Here is a 16,945-nt window from a genome sequence, read left to right on the forward strand (position 1 = left end):
TTAAGGTTTTATTTTAGGTAAATAATTAATTTTTTCATATCAGGATCGTCACTATGTTGGCCAACCATGATTTCGTATTTTCCAGGGACTATTCGCATCGTGTTAGTCGTTTCATCCCATCCTTCAAAACGTTCGCGAGGTAGATTTATTGTAACTCTTTTCTTTTCATTAGCTTGCAATGAAACTTTTTGGAAAGCTTTTAATGTTTTTATAGGTCCATTTATATCTGCAGTCCGTCGTATGTATACTTGTATCGTTGTAGTGCCTTCGCATTTACCAGTATTGGTAACTTCTAGAGAGAGGTTGCCCTTTCGACGGTCATATTTGGCATTATCGTATGCAAATGTGGTATAGCTTAATCCATATCCGAAAGGATAAAGAGGAGCTTGGTGCAGATAACGATACGTTCTACCTTTCATTGTATAATCATTATAGTCAGGTAGCTGACTATCATTCTTGTAGAAGGTTACAGGTAATTTTCCATTTGGATTATAATCACCAAAGAGAACATCAGCGACTGCTTGTCCACCCATCTCTCCTCCATACCAAGCTTGTAAAATGGCATCTGCATTTCTGCTTTCCGGTTCAAGAGCTATTGCGCCACCCGAACAGTTTACAAATATTACTTTTTTACCAGAGTTGTGAAGTAAAGCTATCATATCACGCTGAGATTGTGGAAGTTCTATAGTGGTTCGATCGCCTCCTTTAAATCCAAGTTCGTTTACTTTCATTTCTTCACCTTCTAATCTTGGTGATATACCACCAACATAGATGACAACCTGGGCATCCCCTACTTTTTGTAAGAGCTCTTTTTCTGTCATCTTTACTAATGGCCCAAGGTCGAATTGTATGATAGCAGCTGCGTCATTCTGTACATAATCTATTTGTATCTTATAATCTTTGTTGGCTTCTACATGTACAATTTTATCACTTACATTGACTCTTTCGCGTGCTTTCCAACTATTGATTATGGTGTCACCGTCTATAATTATGCGAGCCAAATCATCACTTGAAAGTTTTAGGTGAATATCTTCTGATTTATTTGCATGGAAGGTTCCTTCATATTTAGCAGAAAAGTGTTCTAAATTTACACCAGGGGCGAAAACGGTTGCTCCACCGTTACTGAGATTGATAGGCTCAGTAATATCCATAGTAGTGGCTGGTGTACCATTCATTTTAGTATTGTTCCAGTAAGTTGCGCGCATACCAACTTTGCCATCAGGAGTTTTGAATTGGCTGAATCTACTGTCAATGAATTCGTTTTTGGTCAGACCACATCCTGGAATATATGATATATGTTTGCTTTTATTTTGCAAGCCTTCTAGTATACTGATAGTTTTTGTAGGATAGCCGTTATAGTTGCCCCAAAGCATGATTGAATCGTTGGCATTTGCTCCCATAACTGCAATTCTTGCATTCTTTTGGAGGGGAAGTATACCATTATTTTTAAGAAGTGTCATTGATTCTTGAGCCATTTGGTAGGCAAGCTGTTTATGTTTAGAGCAAGCAATGAGGCTTTCTGGTAGTTGTGTCCATTCCACCATGTTATCAGAATCAAAGTCACCGAGTTTAAATCTAGCTTTAAGCAGACGCATTACGCTTACATTAATTTTTTCTTCTGATATTTCTCCTCTTTTTACAGCTTCTGGTAATTTATCATAGTTTGCTCCACATTCTACGTCTGTTCCTGCCAGTACTGCTTGAGCTGATGCTTGTGCTGCGTCTTGAGCAACTTCATGTCTGCCTTGTATCCAGAAATCACCAATAGCACCACAATCACTAACAACCATTCCTTTGAATCCTAAGTCTTGACGTAATATTTGTTGAAGATACTTGTTACTACCACAGCAAGGTAGACCATCCATACTATGATATGCACACATAACTTCGGCTACATTGCCTTCTTGTATTAATGTCTTGAATGCTGGTAGATAGGTTTCCCAAAGATCTCTTGCGGGCAGATTTTCGATGTTAAATGAATGTCGGAGATATTCGGGACCACTATGTACGGCAAAATGTTTGGCACAAGCAAGTAGTTTATAATATTTGCTATTTTTAGGTCCTTGTAAACCTTCTACAACAGCTAGTCCCATCTTACCTGTCAGATACGGATCTTCACCATAAGTTTCTTGACCTCTTCCCCAACGTGGATCTCTGAAAATATTGATATTTGGTGTCCAGATAGAAAGGCCTTGATATCTTTTTATGTTTCCTGATTTGCGAGCCAGTGTATTTTTAATACGTGATTCATTACCTATAGCTGAAAAAATCTGCAGAAGTAACTGATCATTCCATGAAGCCGCCATGCCTGTTGTATTAGGAAATACAGTAGCAAATCCGTTGCGGGCTGTGCCATGCAGGGCTTCGCTCCACCATTCGAATGCTGGTATGTTGAGTCTTTTGATGGCTGGAGAACCATTTTGCATGAGTTTACATTTTTCTTCTAATGTTAATCGACTACAGAGATCTTCTGCTCTTTGTTCTGCCGATAAAGAAGGATTTTGATAAGGTAAATGTTGTGCATGTAAGCTCAATATACTTGTGCTGACAATAAATAAAGTTATTAGTTGTTTACTTTTCATTAGTGTTTTAAGATTATGTATTCTTTATCGCAAAAATACAAAGAAAAGCGATTTAGTGTGTATATTTTTTGTTGGAATATTTTTTCTGATAATGTTTCACCTGTTTTATGAACGATTTTCCACCTGTCCATAATTCAATAAATACTTCTGATTATATTTTAAGGGAATATTTTTGACTATCTCAAAAAAAAATGGTAAGTTTGCGATTAATCTAATTATTTAAATCTAATCATTATATGAAAAGGCGAATTGGTATTATCCTTTGCTTTATTTTGACTAGTATCTTAAGCGTAGCACAACCTTATTGTAATGTCAAAACGTATAGCGTGCGAGATGGGTTAGCGGCCAATAATATTTCAGGAATAGAACAAGATATTAACCAACTTATCTGGTTTGGTACACGAAATGGCTTATGCTGTTTTGATGGCTATCGTTTTACTACATTCCGTGATCAGCCCGGTGTCGGTGAAGTTTTGTCTACGAATCGTCTTTTAACTATTAAACCAAATTCTCAAGGTGATATCTGGTGTGCTACATACGATAAAAATCTATATTTGTTTAATTGTGAAACAAGTAAGTTTGTTGATGTTACTGCCATTATTAAACGAAAATTTGGAGTAGAATTTCATTTGAATCATGTCTATCCACTGAAGAATGGACATACGTGGGTAACGACTGGAGATGCTGAAAATTTATGCTTCTGTATAGATGATGTGAATATTAAGAATGGTTATGGTATAGAAGCTTATGGAAAAATAGGTCGTAAGCTAAAAGGTAATGTACGTAAGGTGAGTGAGGATAGTCGTGGCAATGCATGGTTATTCACAGAAAATGGAGTAGAGTTGCCACATTATGGTATACCTTCTCGTATAAACTTCGAATATTTCTTGGAGAGTAAATATAAGAATATAAGTCATTCTCGAAATATCTATTTGGCCTCTGATCGCATTCTTGCTGAATACCATCATGGTGCAAAGGATGTTCGTAGGCTTCCATTACCTGCTGAGGTTACGAGAATTACTTCTATCATAGAGCGTGACAAGAATTATCTTGCTTTGGGAACGAATGTTGGTGTGGTGCTGTTTCATAAGAGAACGCATCAGGCACGAGTGTTATCTATGCAGAATCCTTCTCAACCATCCGCTTTGATTACTTTTTTGTATTTGGATAGTCGGGGAGCAATTTGGGCTTTCACTGAAGGTAATGGGGTTACACGTATAGATCGTCAATTGCGTAAAGAATGGCTGATGGCTACAGCTTCTTCTGTTAATGTAGAAACAACCAGCGTAGATCCCTTTGTATATGAGGATCGAAATCATACTGTATGGGTCGTACCTAACCAAGGTACTTTCAGTTATTATGATGAGCATAAGAAGAAATTAGTACCTTATGTGCTTACAACAGAAAATGGAGACGTAGCATGTGAGCCGTCTATCGATCGCAAATTTTTCGATTATCAGGGTAATATGTGGTTTACCAGTACCCACGACCTTACATTGGTAAATTTTAATACGCACCGTTTCCAGATTATTCCGATAGCTTCTAAACGAGAGGTTCGTTCGGTTTGTGCTCTTCCTTCAGGCTTGGTATATGCGGGGTTGAATAATGGATGGGTGGCTTCAGTAACTCCAGATGGTGGAACTGCTCAGTTTGTTGGTTCTACAGGAGAGTTAGGCACTAATCCATATGCCTTCTCAGAAAAGATATATGCTATTTATCATGATTCCAAGTCGCGCCTTTGGATGGGGGATCGTGTACATGGTATTTATCTCAAATGCCCTGGGAACGCTATGCAGCATTTGGTTCATGATGACAAAGATAAGTATTCTTTAGGTGATGACCATATTTACGATATTTTTGAAGATAGTCAACATCGTATCTGGGTGGCTACTTATGGTGGTGGTCTTAATTTGGTGCAGATGATGCCTAATGGTAAAATCAGATTTTTGTCGTCAAGGAATGTTTTCAAGAACTATCCGAAGGAAAAATTTGACAGGGTTCGTCGAATAACGGAAACACGGGATGGGCTGCTGATAGCTTCTACTACTGATGGTCTCTTGGTATTTGATGGTAAAGTGACATCACCAGCTCAAATGCAATTTCATACTTATACTCATATACCGGGCGATTCAACCTCTTTGGAAACAAGTGATGTACTCCAGACTTGTGTTACGCGTGATGGACATATATATGTAGTTACTATGTCGGGTAGCCTGCAGGTTATAACTGAGGGTAATTTGTTGCAAGGGAATGTACGTTTCAAATCCTTGCGTAATGCCTATACTTTAGGAGGTATTACACTATCTGTAGTAGAAGATGGTTTAGGCAATTTATGGCTTCCTCGTGAAAACAGTTTGGAGTGTTATCATCCTAAAACAGGTGATTACAGTACATATGGAGCAGGAGAGTTGGGCGGTAGAATAGAGTTCTCTGAAGCAAAACCATTCTATGATTCTCGTACAGACCGTATTGTTTTAGGTGCTATGGGAGGACTTGTAATATTTCATCCTCGGAATATACAGAAAAGTAGTTTTAAACCGAGAATTGTATTTACAAGTGCCCAATTTAATGGTGAGAGTGAACCTCAACCAATATTATATACTAAGGTTTTAGAAATACCTTCGGATAAGCGAAATCTTACCATTTCTTTCTCAGCACTCGATTATCACGACAATTATCTTATTCATTATGCTTATAAGATGGAAGGTGTGGATAAGTCGTGGAATTATGTAGGCTCTAATCACTGCGCTTCTTACAATCACTTGCCTGCAGGGCATTATAAATTATTGGTAAAGAGTACGAATGCCGATGGTATGTGGATGGATAATGTTACTACGCTGATGATACATGCTCAACCTACCTTCTGGGAAACGATTTGGGCTAAAATATTATATGTATTCTTTGGTGCAGGATTGCTCTATTTGTTCTTCTCTGTTTATTCTTTACGTAAACGTGCTCAGCTTGATGCAGAAATGGATCGCATGAAGACTAGCTTCTTTACTGAAATCGGTCATAAACTTCGTACTCCTTTGACATTAATAGGTGGACCTGTTACACAAGTGCTAGATACAGAAAATCTTTCAGAGATAGGGCGTCGGCAGTTGGATATGGTACAACGTAATTCTCGTCAGATGTTGGCTTTGGTTAATCGAATGCTTGACCATAATCATACTGATAATTATTTGGTGGATGATGCCAGTGCTCCTGTATTTTCATCTGCTTTGTCCGTTCCTATAAGTGATGCCGTAGAGGTATCTTCTCAGAGTAAGAGTAAACTGTTAATTGTAGAGGATAACAACGATTTGCGTTCATTCCTAACTGAGATTTTACGAGTAAATTATGAAGTGATTTCTGCTGAAAATGGTAAGATCGGTTTGCAAAGAGCGGTCGATGAATTGCCAGACTTTATTATTACCGATGTCATGATGCCTGTTATGGATGGATTGTCAATGGTACATCAGATTAAGCAGAATAAAGATATCTGCCATATTCCAGTTATAGTTCTATCGGCAAAGGCTTCGCTCGAAGATCGTCTGCAAGGTCTTCAGGAAGGTATAGATGATTATATTACTAAACCTTTTAGTGCAACCTATCTGAAACGTCGAATAGAAAATATAATTTCTCAACGGCATGCCCTTCAACAGAGTTATTTGGAACAGATTACGCCAGAAAATAGTGCAGAATATAAATTAGAATCTCCGCAAATCGTTGATGCCGACCAGCAAATGATGAAAACTTTGATGAATTTTCTAGAGGACAATATTGGTAATCCTGAATTGCGTATTGATGACCTGGCTTCTGCTGTTAACCTCGGCCGTACTGTGTTTTATGAGAAAATAAAGAGCATCGTTGGTATGACTCCAGTTGACTTCGTTAGACATGTGCGTATGCAGCGAGCTGAAGAATTGGTAGCCCGAAGTAAGTCTTCTTTTTCGGAAATCGCCTATGCTGTTGGTTTTTCAGATCCCAAGTATTTCAGCAAATGCTTTAAGAAAGAAACAGGTATGTCTCCTTCTGAATATCGTGAAAAAGTAAAGAAGTGAAAAAGTTATATCTGTTTGATGTCAAGTCTTCATAAATAACAACTCCGAACGCCTTTTCGCAAAGGAGCTCGGAGCGAGAGATTTGTACTGATTCACTAATCTTTTTACATTAAAACTCTAATAAACTATTAACGTATAACCTAATTTATAACCAAAACATTTAGTATCTTTTTATGTTTGCAAATATACATACTTTTATTTTTGAGTGCAAAATAAATAAGTTAATCACCTTAAAACTTCAATAAACGGGGTAAATTATCAGTTATTAATGTTAATATACAGCTTTTTACGCGCCCAAATCTTAATAAATGGTAATGAAATATGCCTTTTGATGGAAAGATTTATCTTTTTTATAGGGTATCTTTGAAATTGGTATTTTTATCTGTAATTTGTTTATATCTTATAAGATGAAATATATCTATCTTTGCACTCGTAAAATAAGTCATAATGCTTCAGTTTATCAGATAGGTAACTTTTAGAATAAAATATTAAGGTAAATAAGATTGTAAAGTAGGAAATTTGTTCCGCAAAAATTGAAAAAATCATTTAGGTATGTATATAGAAAATATTAATAGCCCAAAAGATTTAAAGGGCTTGACAATTGATCAGCTTAATGTTTTGGCAGACGAAGTGCGTGAAGGTGTGCTCAATCGTGTAAGTGAGCATGGTGGTCATGTCGGTCCTAACTTGGGTTTTACTGAGGCTACTGTAGCTCTTCACTATGTATTCAATGCGCCAGAAGATAAGATCGTTTTTGATATTTCTCATCAAAGTTATCCGCATAAGATGTTGACTGGCCGTAAGGAAGGTTTCCTTGATGTTGCAAAGATGGATGGCATATCTGGTTATTCTTCTCCATTGGAGAATCCTGAATATGATAATTTTGAAGTTGGTCATACATCAACCTCTGTTGCTTTGGCTTCTGGTCTGATGAAAGGTCGTGATGTTTTGGGTGGTCACGAAAATGTTATTGCTGTTATCGGTGATGGTTCTCTTTCTGGTGGTGAGGCTTTTGAAGGCCTTGATACTGTTGGTGAAATAGGTACTAATGCGATTATTATCTTCAATGATAATGAAATGAGTATCTCTGAGAATCATGGTGGTATTTATCGCAATCTACAGGAACTCCGTGAAACCAATGGACAGGCCGCTAATAACTTATTTAAAGCTTTCGGCTTAGATTATATCTATGTTGAAGAGGGTAACAATGTTGGTAAACTTGTTGAGGCTTTCCAAAAAGTTAAGGATATTGATCATCCAATCGTTGTTCATATTCATACAGAGAAGGGACATGGTTATGCGCCTGCTGTAGAGAATAAAGAAGGTTGGCACTATCATATGCCGTTTAATCGTGAAGATGGTAGCTTGAAAAATCCTGGTAATGGGGAAAATATGACTGCTCTTTTGGGTCAGTGGATGGCAGAACAGTTGAAGAAAGATCCAAAGATGGTTTGTATTGCAGCTGGTACCGCTCCTGCCTTCTATTTTGATAAGGAAAGACGTGAGGAAGCTGGAAAACAGTTTATTGATGTAGGTATTGCGGAAGAGGAAGGTGTAGCTATCGCTTCTGCTATGGCTAAGCGTGGTGCTCATCCTGTATTCTCGACTTTTGCTACATTCTTGCAGCGTACATACGACCAGCTTTCTCAGGATTTAGCCGTAAATGGTAATCCTGCTGTTATCAATGTATTGGGTTCATCTATCTATGGTATGAACGATTTTACCCATATCTGTTTCTTTGATATCCCTATGTTGAGTCATATTCCTAATTTGGTATATTTGGCTCCTACTACATATGAGGAACTTATTGCTATGGAAACATGGGCAATTCAGCAAGAGCAGTATTCTGTTGCTATCCGTGTGCCAGCGTATGGTTGTGCTCATAGCTTAGAAGAGGTTGATACTGATTATTTTCAGTTAAATAAGTATAAGGTTGCTCATCGTGGTGAGAAAGTAGCAGTGATTGCAGTTGGTGATTTCTATCAAAAGGGTGAGGCTGTGGTAAATGCTTTGGCTAATGATGGTATTGACGCTACACTCATTAATCCTCGTTATCTCTCTGGTGAGGATGAAGCATTGCTTAATGATTTGAAAAAAGATCACCAGTTAGTAGCAACGATAGAAGATGGTTCTCTTGATGGTGGTTTTGGTGAGCGTATAGCTCGTTTCTATGGTCCTTCAGATATGAAAGTTATTAACTTCGGTGTAAAGAAACAACTTTATGATCGTTATGATGTGAATGAATTGCTTCGTGAGAATCATTTAACAGAGGAGCAAATTGTAGCAGACATTAAAGCTATATTGTAACGCTTGTTTTCGTTAAACTAATTTCAACACAAAAACCACATAATAAATGAAAAAGTCCGGATGAGATTGTGAAATCTTGTACCGGACTTTTTTCTTGTATAGATAAAGTATATTAGCTTATGCAGATTTAATCTTCGAGCAGAATTTCTGCAGTTTCTTCTGGTGTATTAAACGGCATTCCCTCTTCAAGTTCTTCATTAGTGAAGTCGTCTAACAGTTCTTTTGCTCCTTCTGCATCGATACGTGGATTACCCTCTTTGTCTTTGGCCTGGATCATTGCTTCCAAGATAGCTTGTCTGTATTCTTCTATTTTCATATCGTTATAATTTGATAGATTTTTATTCTTTTGCAAATATAATAAAAAACTTGTATCTTTGCACTAATGGATAATACTTTTACCCCAAAACTCCTAGAATGGTATGATGCTCATGGACGTGATTTACCTTGGCGGCATACTCAAAATCCTTATGCTATCTGGCTCAGTGAAATTATTTTGCAACAGACCCGGGTCGTACAGGGTATGGATTATTGGCAACGCTTTATGACTATGTGGCCTACTGTAGAGAAGTTGGCTGAAGCCTCAGAGGATGAAGTATTGCGATTGTGGCAAGGACTTGGATATTATAGTCGTGCGCGTAATTTACATGTAGCTGCAAAGCAGATTGTGGCATTGGGACATTTCCCGGATACATTAGATGAAATTAAGAAATTAAAAGGAGTAGGCGATTATACCGCTTCTGCAATTGCATCGTTTGCTTTTGGTATTCCGACAGCTGCTGTCGATGGAAATTTCTATCGCGTATTGGCACGTTATGAGGGAATCGATACCCCAATTAATAGTACTGATGGTAAGAAACTTTTTGCTCAGTTGGCCCAGAATATAGTTGCATATGACCGTCCGGCAGATTTTAATCAGGCGATGATGGATTTTGGAGCTACACAATGTACACCAAAATCACCTGATTGTTCCATTTGTCCCTTTGCAGAAGAATGTGTAGCTTATCGCACGGGACAGGTAGATAGACTTCCTGTTAAACTGAAAACGATTAAGATGAAGACGCGTCAACTTACCTATATCTATATCCGTTATGAGGGGAAGATTGCTATCCGTCGTCGTCCGGCTGGAGATATCTGGCAGGGATTATGGGAACCGCTTTTAATTGAGAATCAGCCTATACCGGTATTTTCAGGTGAAATGACTTTGCTTCGTCAACAAGTAAAGCATGTTTTGAGTCACCGTATACTTTTGGCTGACTTCTATCTCCTGGAAGCCAAAGATAAGCCTATTTTGTCTGATGAATATATATGGATAAAAGAAGCTGATATTGAGCAGTATGCTTTGCCTAGGCTTATCGAAATATTGATAGATAGTTTACCTCGATAATGATTTTTACAGCCTGTAATGTACAGGCTGTAAAATATAGAGTCAAATAAATAGTCACCTGAAAACGTCATCTGGCTCGAAATCTTTAGCTTTTGAATTAACTGTTGGGTATCTTGTTACAACGCTTTACCCTTACTTTCTGAAAAACCATAACCAATGATGGATAAAACCATACATTTAAGCTGATAAACCCTATGTTTTAATTTGTAAAAGCTATGCTTCTGCCAAGTCTTTTCTATTCTTATTATAAAATGTATAAGAACAATGTATTAAGACCCAAATATTATCTTAAAAATGAGTAGATCTTAAAAGAAAACAAAGATAAAATAGGCTTGTGACTTATATAGAAAGAAAAACTGGTACAAAAAAAAGGAGAAACAATTAAGTTTCTCCTTTTTTGTACCCAGAGCCGGGATCGAACCGGCATGCCTTGCGGCACTGGTGTTTGAGACCAGCGCGTCTACCAATTCCGCCATCTGGGCATGGCATCTTATTTAAAGACGGGTGCAAAGGTAAGCATTATTTTGAACTGGCAAACTTTTTTGCCGAAAAATATTAAAAAAGATGCAATTTCTTGTGTTATTTTTGGAAGTGTCAACTAAAAAGGCTAATTTTACCATAGATTAAATACAGCAAAAGTTGATTTTTACATCATGAATAATACGAATAATTTTTGTGTGATTTTAGCTGGTGGTAAAGGTCGGAGACTATGGCCATGTAGTCGCTCAGAGTATCCTAAGCAATTTATTGATTTTTTCGGAACTGGAAAGACTCAATTACAGCAAACCTTTGAGCGTATGAGCAAAATTATTGCTCAAGATCACATTTACATTATTACAAATGAGGTTTATGCTTCTTTTGTAAGAGAGCAGCTTCCTTGTTTGGCATCCAAGCAAATACTTGCAGAACCTATTCAGCGTAATTCAGCTCCGAGTATAGCTTGGGCTACTCATCGTATAGAATTCGATTGTCCGAATGCTAATATTGTTATTGTACCTTCTGATCAGATGATTTTTGATGAAGAGACATTTAAAAAGGATATTTGTGAAGGATTGGATTTTGTTCAACAACGTGAAACTATCCTTACAATGGGAGTCAAACCTACTCGTCCTGAGCCTGGATACGGTTATATACAGATAGGGGAGTATTCGAATATAGATGCTATTTATGGCGTGAAATCGTTTACAGAAAAGCCAGATCGGGATTTTGCCCAAATGTTTGTTGATAGCGGTGAATGGTATTGGAATACAGGTATGTTTTTGGGAACGGTGAATGCTATCAAAAAATGCTTGTTCCAAGAACTACCCATGGTATTCCGTGTATTTGATAAGAATTCTGATTTACATACAATAGAGGCTGAAGAGGTTTTTGTGAAAGAGAAGTTTTCTTCTTTCCCAAATATATCTATGGACTATGTTGTACTCGAGAAAAGCGATGACGTTTATGTGAAGAAGTGTAGTTTTGGATGGGGAGACCTAGGAACCTGGCATGGTGTGTATGAGGCCGAGAAACAGGATGAAGGGGATAATGTGATTATTGACTCTGATGTGATATTTGAAAAATCGCATAATAATATTATTAAGTTGCCAAAAGGCCGATTGGCTGTCATCAACGGCTTGGATGGTTATATTGTGGCAGAGCATGATAATGTTCTTTTCATCTGTAAAAAGGAAGATTCTTCTGCATTAGTAAGAAAATATGTAAATGAGGTTCAGCTGAAAAAAGGTGATGCCTTTGTATAATGTTTATATATAAAAGAAATCCCTTGCTTTCAAATATGTAAAAGCAAGGGATTTCTTTTATATTTTTATAACTCTTACTTGAGTTTCTGATATTCAGTGTAGATCTTGTCTGCTATTTCCTTGAATTCTTCCTCTGAGAGCTTGAGATGTTCTTTACGGAAATCTACGTCAGATTCACTGTTCATTGGGAGCAGATGAATATGAGCATGGTTAACTTCAAGGCCAAGTACAACCTGTGCTACTTTTTTACATGGGAATGCTGCTTTGATAGCCTTAGCAACCTTCTTGGCAAATATCTGAAATTCTGCTAAGTCTGCATCTTCCATATCAAAAATGTAGTCTACTTCCTGACGAGGAATAACCAAAGTATGGCCCTTGGTTAATGGACTAATATCAAGGAAAGCATAAAACTTATCGTTTTCTGCACATTTGTAGCTAGGAATTTCTCCAGCTGCGATTTTACTAAAAATTGTACTCATAAGATCTTAGGTTTAGTGGAATTCCTCTTTTACTGAGGGATACGAATGATTATTCGATAGAAATTTTGTCAATGCGCAAGTGAATGGTACCACGAGGAATCTTAATTTCTGCGGTATCACCTACTTTCTTATTAAGCAGTCCCTGTGCAATAGGAGTCTTGATAGATATTTTGCCAGATTTAAGATCGGCTTCGCTCTCACTAACGATAGTATATTTCATCTTGGCATTGTTACCGAGATTAGTCATTTCTACAGTAGTCATAATCTGAACTGCATCTGCACTCAAACGAGACATATCAACAATTTTTGCCTGGCTAATAGTCATCTTAATTTGATTGATTTTAGCCTCAAGATGTGCCTGATTTTCCTTAGCAGCATCGTATTCTGAATTCTCACTCAAGTCTCCTTTATCTGCAGCTTCTGCGATAGCGGCTGATGCCTTAGGACGCTCTACTGACTCTAAGTATTTAAGCTCGGCTACAAGCTTATCGTAGCCTTCTTGTGACATGTAAGCCATAATTTTCTATTTTTATTATATTAGTACTTAATGAGAGATACTAAAAAATTAGAATTCCGACACATGGTCCAGTGTCGGAATTCCAATTCTCTAATCCGTCATATTTTATTTTCTGTTGCCAAAGTTAGAAAATGTTTTTTGAATAACCAAATTTTTTAAATATTTAAAACAATTAGGTTGATTTAAATCAAGAAAACGTGTCATTAGTACAATTCTTATACCTATTGTTTGCGATAACAGCGAGTTTACTTTATCTTTGCATCGTGTTTTTCATAGTATTAGATTTAAGGTTAACAAAAGGTTGGGACTCAGCGGAGCCCCTTTTTTTTGTCCCCTATGTATTATACTATTCTTCGATTTTATTCTATGTTGTAATAACCACCTTTTTCTTTACAATATTCCATAAGTTCTTTAAATAGTTCATTTCCTGTGAGTATGCGAGGATTACCAGTCATAATCATTTGCTTGCGTGCTCGGGTGAGAGCTACGTTAAGTTTTCGGTCTATAATTTGATTATCTTCTACGAAACAGTTACTTGTTAGAAATTCTAATTGATAGAAATGCTGAATAGTAAATGAGTAGATGATAACGTCACGTTGGCTACCTTGATAGCGTTCTACAGTGTCAATACTGATGTGTTGTAGCTCTGGTATACCAAGCTTATCTATTTCCTGGCGTATCATAGCAATTTGGTTGCGATAAGGTACAATGATTCCAACTGTTTTGTCGGCATCAAATTGACCTTCGTAGAAGCGATAGATGCGATGAAGCAGATTTGCTACAATTACAGCTTCGTCAATATTGGCCTTGTCGGACAAGTCTGGACGTACACAGAATTCGGAAGGTATAAAGAGCATACGATGCTGCTTGAGAATGTCATCTAAGGTATCTTGACTTTTGGCCGTATAGTTCAGTGACTTTTCCAACTGATGTGCACATGGTACGGGCTGTAGGTTCTCATGAAAGTAGAATTTCTTATTTGGAAATTCTGCAATTTCGGGATGCATGCGTCCGTAGCGTTGTAAGATACCTATAAAGTCTTCTCGTTCGTTAGTATATTCCCAATGGATGAGTCGCTCAAAAAGACTGTTACGACAGTTGGTGAGTCCAATTTCCAGAAGTGTTGGGTCGGTTACCTCTGCATCCTGCTCTCGTTGTTGTACCACTGCAGGTAGCTGCTTGTAATCACCAATCAAGATACATTTATTAGTAAGAGTAATCAAACCGATAATATTGGGTTCGAGTATTTGAGATGATTCATCTATAATAGACAAATCGAAATGCTTAATATTAAAAATATATGGTCGTGAAGAAATCATGCTTGTTGTACCCACGATGATGCGAGCTTGCTGTATTTGTTTTTGAAGAGCCTGCATCTTCGGAAATTGTTCGATGGTTTTTTCTAACAAATAGGGTAGGAATCGTTTGTCACAAGAATATGCATTACCGATTCGAAGAAAATCGATGTTGTTGTCGACAAGCATCTCGCTGATTTCATCTACGGCACGGTTGGTATACGACATGAGGAGAATGGTTTTTCCACTAGCCAAAGCTTCTTTTACCATAAATTGTAGGGCACGCGAAGTCTTACCTGTTCCTGGAGGACCCACTAGCAAAAGTAATCTTGTGCTTGTTTGGCTTTTAGTAGGATAGGGTCAAGTATTGTATCGTAAGAGCGAGTAAGTTGTACTTGTTCATTTTTACGAGGTGCTCGCTGGCTTAAATACAGGTCACGTTTACTCTTGTCGGCTGAGATGAAGGCATGAAGTGCTTTAATTTGACTTGAGATAGAACTGTCGCTTGTTGCATGCTCGATGGCATAGGTGGTATCAACAAATACTTTTTCATTTTGTTGACCATCGTTGAGGTGTACTGTTAACTGTTGTGTCGTGATTTCCTGTAATATACCTTTATAAAGTATCGCTTTGCGAATATCTGGAGTGGAGAATGGTTCTCCTTCTATGTCATTCTGCTTGTGTCCGTAAGCATAAAGATATATCATATCGCCTATGCGGAAATTAGGAAGGATGTCTTGTCCTTGTTTTGGAATTTCAAGGATAATGGTATCATAGCCATTATATGGTGAACTCTTTTTCTTGTCGATAATACGTAGGTCTGTATAAATATTTCCAGCATCTTTTTTCTCGGATAGTGGCATATTCCAAAAATCAGCTATAGCATTGCCTTGCCCTTCTTGATAACCGAGTTTAGCAACGATTTGTTCTTGTAGTACAAAGGTCATCATTCGGGTATAGTAGCTTCGTTCTATTGTCGATAAGCTATGAAGTGGAGTTGTGGCTTCTTCTAACTGTGGTCGAAGATATTTGGTATAGAAATAATCTTGTAATCCTTTTGTATTGAGTATTTCGGGTTTAAATAGGTTGATGTACTTTTCAAAACCTTCTCGACCGATGGCCATCAGGCTGGATACCAGTTGATTACGATATTTTAGGGCTTCACGAAATAATTCTTGATAAAAGGCAACAACCATAAGTCCGTCTGCAGGTGGATACTTCGAGTAAAGCAAACGGATATCAATGGCATTATTGGCCAACTTGAAGTTATAGTGGAGCACACCATAGTATAATAGTAGCTGTATGTAATGCGGTTCTAATTGCATACTATGATACTGAGGATTGGGTTGATGGTGCTCGATGTTCATATTGCGCCCAGATTTCTGCTCTACAAGTAGTTTCATGTCTGTAGTCATTAAGTCGACACGTCCCTGTATACCCAAAGCCTCGCATACAAATGAAGGCTCCAAAATAGCTTTATCTTTATCATATACGATGGTTTGATCTCGCTGATCAAAATAGCGTGTACCTTTGAAGAGTATATCTACCACTTCTTTTAGATTATTTGCCTGTGTGGTAGCATCCTTGTAAAATTTGGCAGCGTCAAAATGTGGACAAGTACAGTATTCTAGAGCTTTCTCTTTGAAATTATTTTTGATGGTATCTGTAAGAATATATTCATGTTTGCTGTTGATGATATCATCGAGTGCACTACCAGCGAAATTACCAAGGATAGTTGCCTGACTATTAGCTCTTGGGCGCATCTGATGAAGAAGATAAAGCAGTGGATGATGACCATAATCGGCAAAGCAAGTAGCTATAGAACTGATATCGATAAGAAAGTCTGGTTGGAAAATGATTAAGCGTGGCAATACCACCTGCATACGCTTTTGATGGTCACTAGAAACCAATGCATGGTGGGTCATAGTACAGTCGAGAAGATTAAGTTGGCTGCCTTCTTGAATGAGGCGAGTTATGTATCGATGGTCGATATGATTCTCCTCATCATAGAGCTTTACGAGATATTCATCAGTATCAGTTTCCTGATCGATACTCACCGTTAGTGTGTCTTCTGTCCATTGGTTCACAGAGCAGCGGATATAACGACGGTTAATCGTAAGATGAGGAGCTGATGGACGGTTATGATGAGGAATAATAGGCGTCAGAAAATCCGGTATGTCCTTAGAAAAGATAGCTGAGATAAAGACGGCGATAGCCCTACCGTCATAGGCAAGATCTTCTCTCGATAAAGGCTCGTCACTGTTTGAATGTCGGCGAGCCGTTTGTATGCTCATTTTGTCGGCTATACTAAGATGATGCTGTTTACAAAGAAAATCCACTTGAGAGAACAGGTTACCGAAAGCTTGTTGCGTATTTCGGATACCCTCATGACAAGTGAGCACAATAGTATCGTGCATCATCTTATTACGCATTATGCCACTAACTTCCTCGGCAGTAAGGAAGTCTTTTATCTTATAAAAAAGTTCTTCTGCTGTTATAACTTGCTTCATTGCGTGCAAAAGTACGAAAAAAGAAGCAATATTATTTTGTAGCGAGAAACTTTTTGTTAACTTTGCAAGCCCCCTCTTTTTAAGCA

8 protein-coding genes, 1 tRNA gene and 1 pseudogene are annotated in these 16,945 nt (G+C 37.7%); 4 read left to right on the forward strand and 6 right to left on the reverse strand.

The window, feature by feature from the left end; translation table 11 throughout:
- Window positions 1–8: 8 nt before the first annotated feature.
- Window positions 9–2,582, reverse strand: coding sequence for a xylan 1,4-beta-xylosidase (xyl3A, locus tag L6469_RS09575; RefSeq protein ID WP_027453138.1), 2,574 nt, complete (start codon window positions 2,580–2,582; stop codon window positions 9–11).
- Window positions 2,583–2,818: 236 nt separating this feature from the next.
- Between xyl3A and L6469_RS09580 the strand changes: the two genes are divergently transcribed.
- Both L6469_RS09580 and L6469_RS09585 read left to right on the forward strand, forming a co-directional pair.
- On the forward strand, window positions 2,819–6,625 hold the full coding sequence (locus tag L6469_RS09580; protein WP_006282668.1) for a response regulator: 3,807 nt from the start codon (window positions 2,819–2,821) through the stop codon (window positions 6,623–6,625).
- A gap of 552 nt (window positions 6,626–7,177) precedes the next feature.
- Entirely contained in the window at window positions 7,178–8,932 is a 1,755-nt protein-coding gene (locus tag L6469_RS09585) for a 1-deoxy-D-xylulose-5-phosphate synthase (protein ID WP_006282667.1), read from the forward strand.
- A gap of 127 nt (window positions 8,933–9,059) precedes the next feature.
- On the opposite strand, the gene L6469_RS09590 is transcribed toward L6469_RS09585, so the two are convergent.
- Window positions 9,060–9,248 carry a hypothetical protein gene (locus L6469_RS09590; RefSeq protein ID WP_006282666.1) on the reverse strand — a complete coding sequence of 63 codons (189 nt, stop codon included), beginning with the start codon at window positions 9,246–9,248 and terminating at the stop codon, window positions 9,060–9,062.
- 66 nt (window positions 9,249–9,314) lie between these two features.
- Between L6469_RS09590 and mutY the strand changes: the two genes are divergently transcribed.
- Window positions 9,315–10,316 (forward strand): A/G-specific adenine glycosylase, encoded by a 1,002-nt coding sequence (gene mutY, locus L6469_RS09595; RefSeq protein ID WP_006282665.1) that lies wholly within the window; start codon window positions 9,315–9,317, stop codon window positions 10,314–10,316.
- A 400-nt stretch (window positions 10,317–10,716) separates the two neighbouring features.
- Here mutY and L6469_RS09600 read toward each other — a convergent pair.
- Window positions 10,717–10,798, reverse strand: a tRNA-Leu gene (locus L6469_RS09600).
- A gap of 171 nt (window positions 10,799–10,969) precedes the next feature.
- Here L6469_RS09600 and L6469_RS09605 point away from each other — a divergent pair.
- The gene (locus L6469_RS09605) at window positions 10,970–12,058 is read left to right on the forward strand and encodes a mannose-1-phosphate guanylyltransferase (protein ID WP_006282664.1); all 1,089 of its coding nucleotides are present in this window, start codon (window positions 10,970–10,972) and stop codon (window positions 12,056–12,058) included.
- A gap of 74 nt (window positions 12,059–12,132) precedes the next feature.
- On the opposite strand, the gene L6469_RS09610 is transcribed toward L6469_RS09605, so the two are convergent.
- The 3 genes and pseudogenes from L6469_RS09610 to L6469_RS09620 all read right to left on the reverse strand — a co-directional run bounded on the left by L6469_RS09610 (window position 12,133) and on the right by L6469_RS09620 (window position 16,859).
- Complete coding sequence (locus L6469_RS09610; protein WP_006282663.1) at window positions 12,133–12,537, reverse strand: HIT family protein; 405 nt, start codon at window positions 12,535–12,537, stop codon at window positions 12,133–12,135.
- A 49-nt stretch (window positions 12,538–12,586) separates the two neighbouring features.
- The gene (gene greA / locus L6469_RS09615) at window positions 12,587–13,054 is read right to left on the reverse strand and encodes a transcription elongation factor GreA (protein ID WP_006282662.1); all 468 of its coding nucleotides are present in this window, start codon (window positions 13,052–13,054) and stop codon (window positions 12,587–12,589) included.
- A 359-nt stretch (window positions 13,055–13,413) separates the two neighbouring features.
- Window positions 13,414–16,859 (reverse strand): annotated as a pseudogene (locus tag L6469_RS09620) (DEAD/DEAH box helicase).
- Window positions 16,860–16,945 lie beyond the last annotated feature (86 nt).

Origin of the sequence: Segatella baroniae B14, from assembly GCF_022024235.1 — a bacterium.
GTDB classification, from domain to species: Bacteria; Bacteroidota; Bacteroidia; order Bacteroidales; family Bacteroidaceae; genus Prevotella; species Prevotella bryantii.

Bases quoted from the DNA above. Each gene is read 5' to 3' on its own strand.
- mutY (WP_006282665.1), top strand. From the start codon at position 9,315: ATGGATAATACTTTTACCCCAAAACTCCTAGAATGGTATGATGCTCAT.
- xyl3A (WP_027453138.1), bottom strand. From the start codon at position 2,582: ATGAAAAGTAAACAACTAATAACTTTATTTATTGTCAGCACAAGTATA.
- L6469_RS09610 (WP_006282663.1), bottom strand. From the start codon at position 12,537: ATGAGTACAATTTTTAGTAAAATCGCAGCTGGAGAAATTCCTAGCTAC.
- greA (WP_006282662.1), bottom strand. From the start codon at position 13,054: ATGGCTTACATGTCACAAGAAGGCTACGATAAGCTTGTAGCCGAGCTT.
- L6469_RS09585 (WP_006282667.1), top strand. From the start codon at position 7,178: ATGTATATAGAAAATATTAATAGCCCAAAAGATTTAAAGGGCTTGACA.
- L6469_RS09590 (WP_006282666.1), bottom strand. From the start codon at position 9,248: ATGAAAATAGAAGAATACAGACAAGCTATCTTGGAAGCAATGATCCAG.
- L6469_RS09605 (WP_006282664.1), top strand. From the start codon at position 10,970: ATGAATAATACGAATAATTTTTGTGTGATTTTAGCTGGTGGTAAAGGT.
- L6469_RS09580 (WP_006282668.1), top strand. From the start codon at position 2,819: ATGAAAAGGCGAATTGGTATTATCCTTTGCTTTATTTTGACTAGTATC.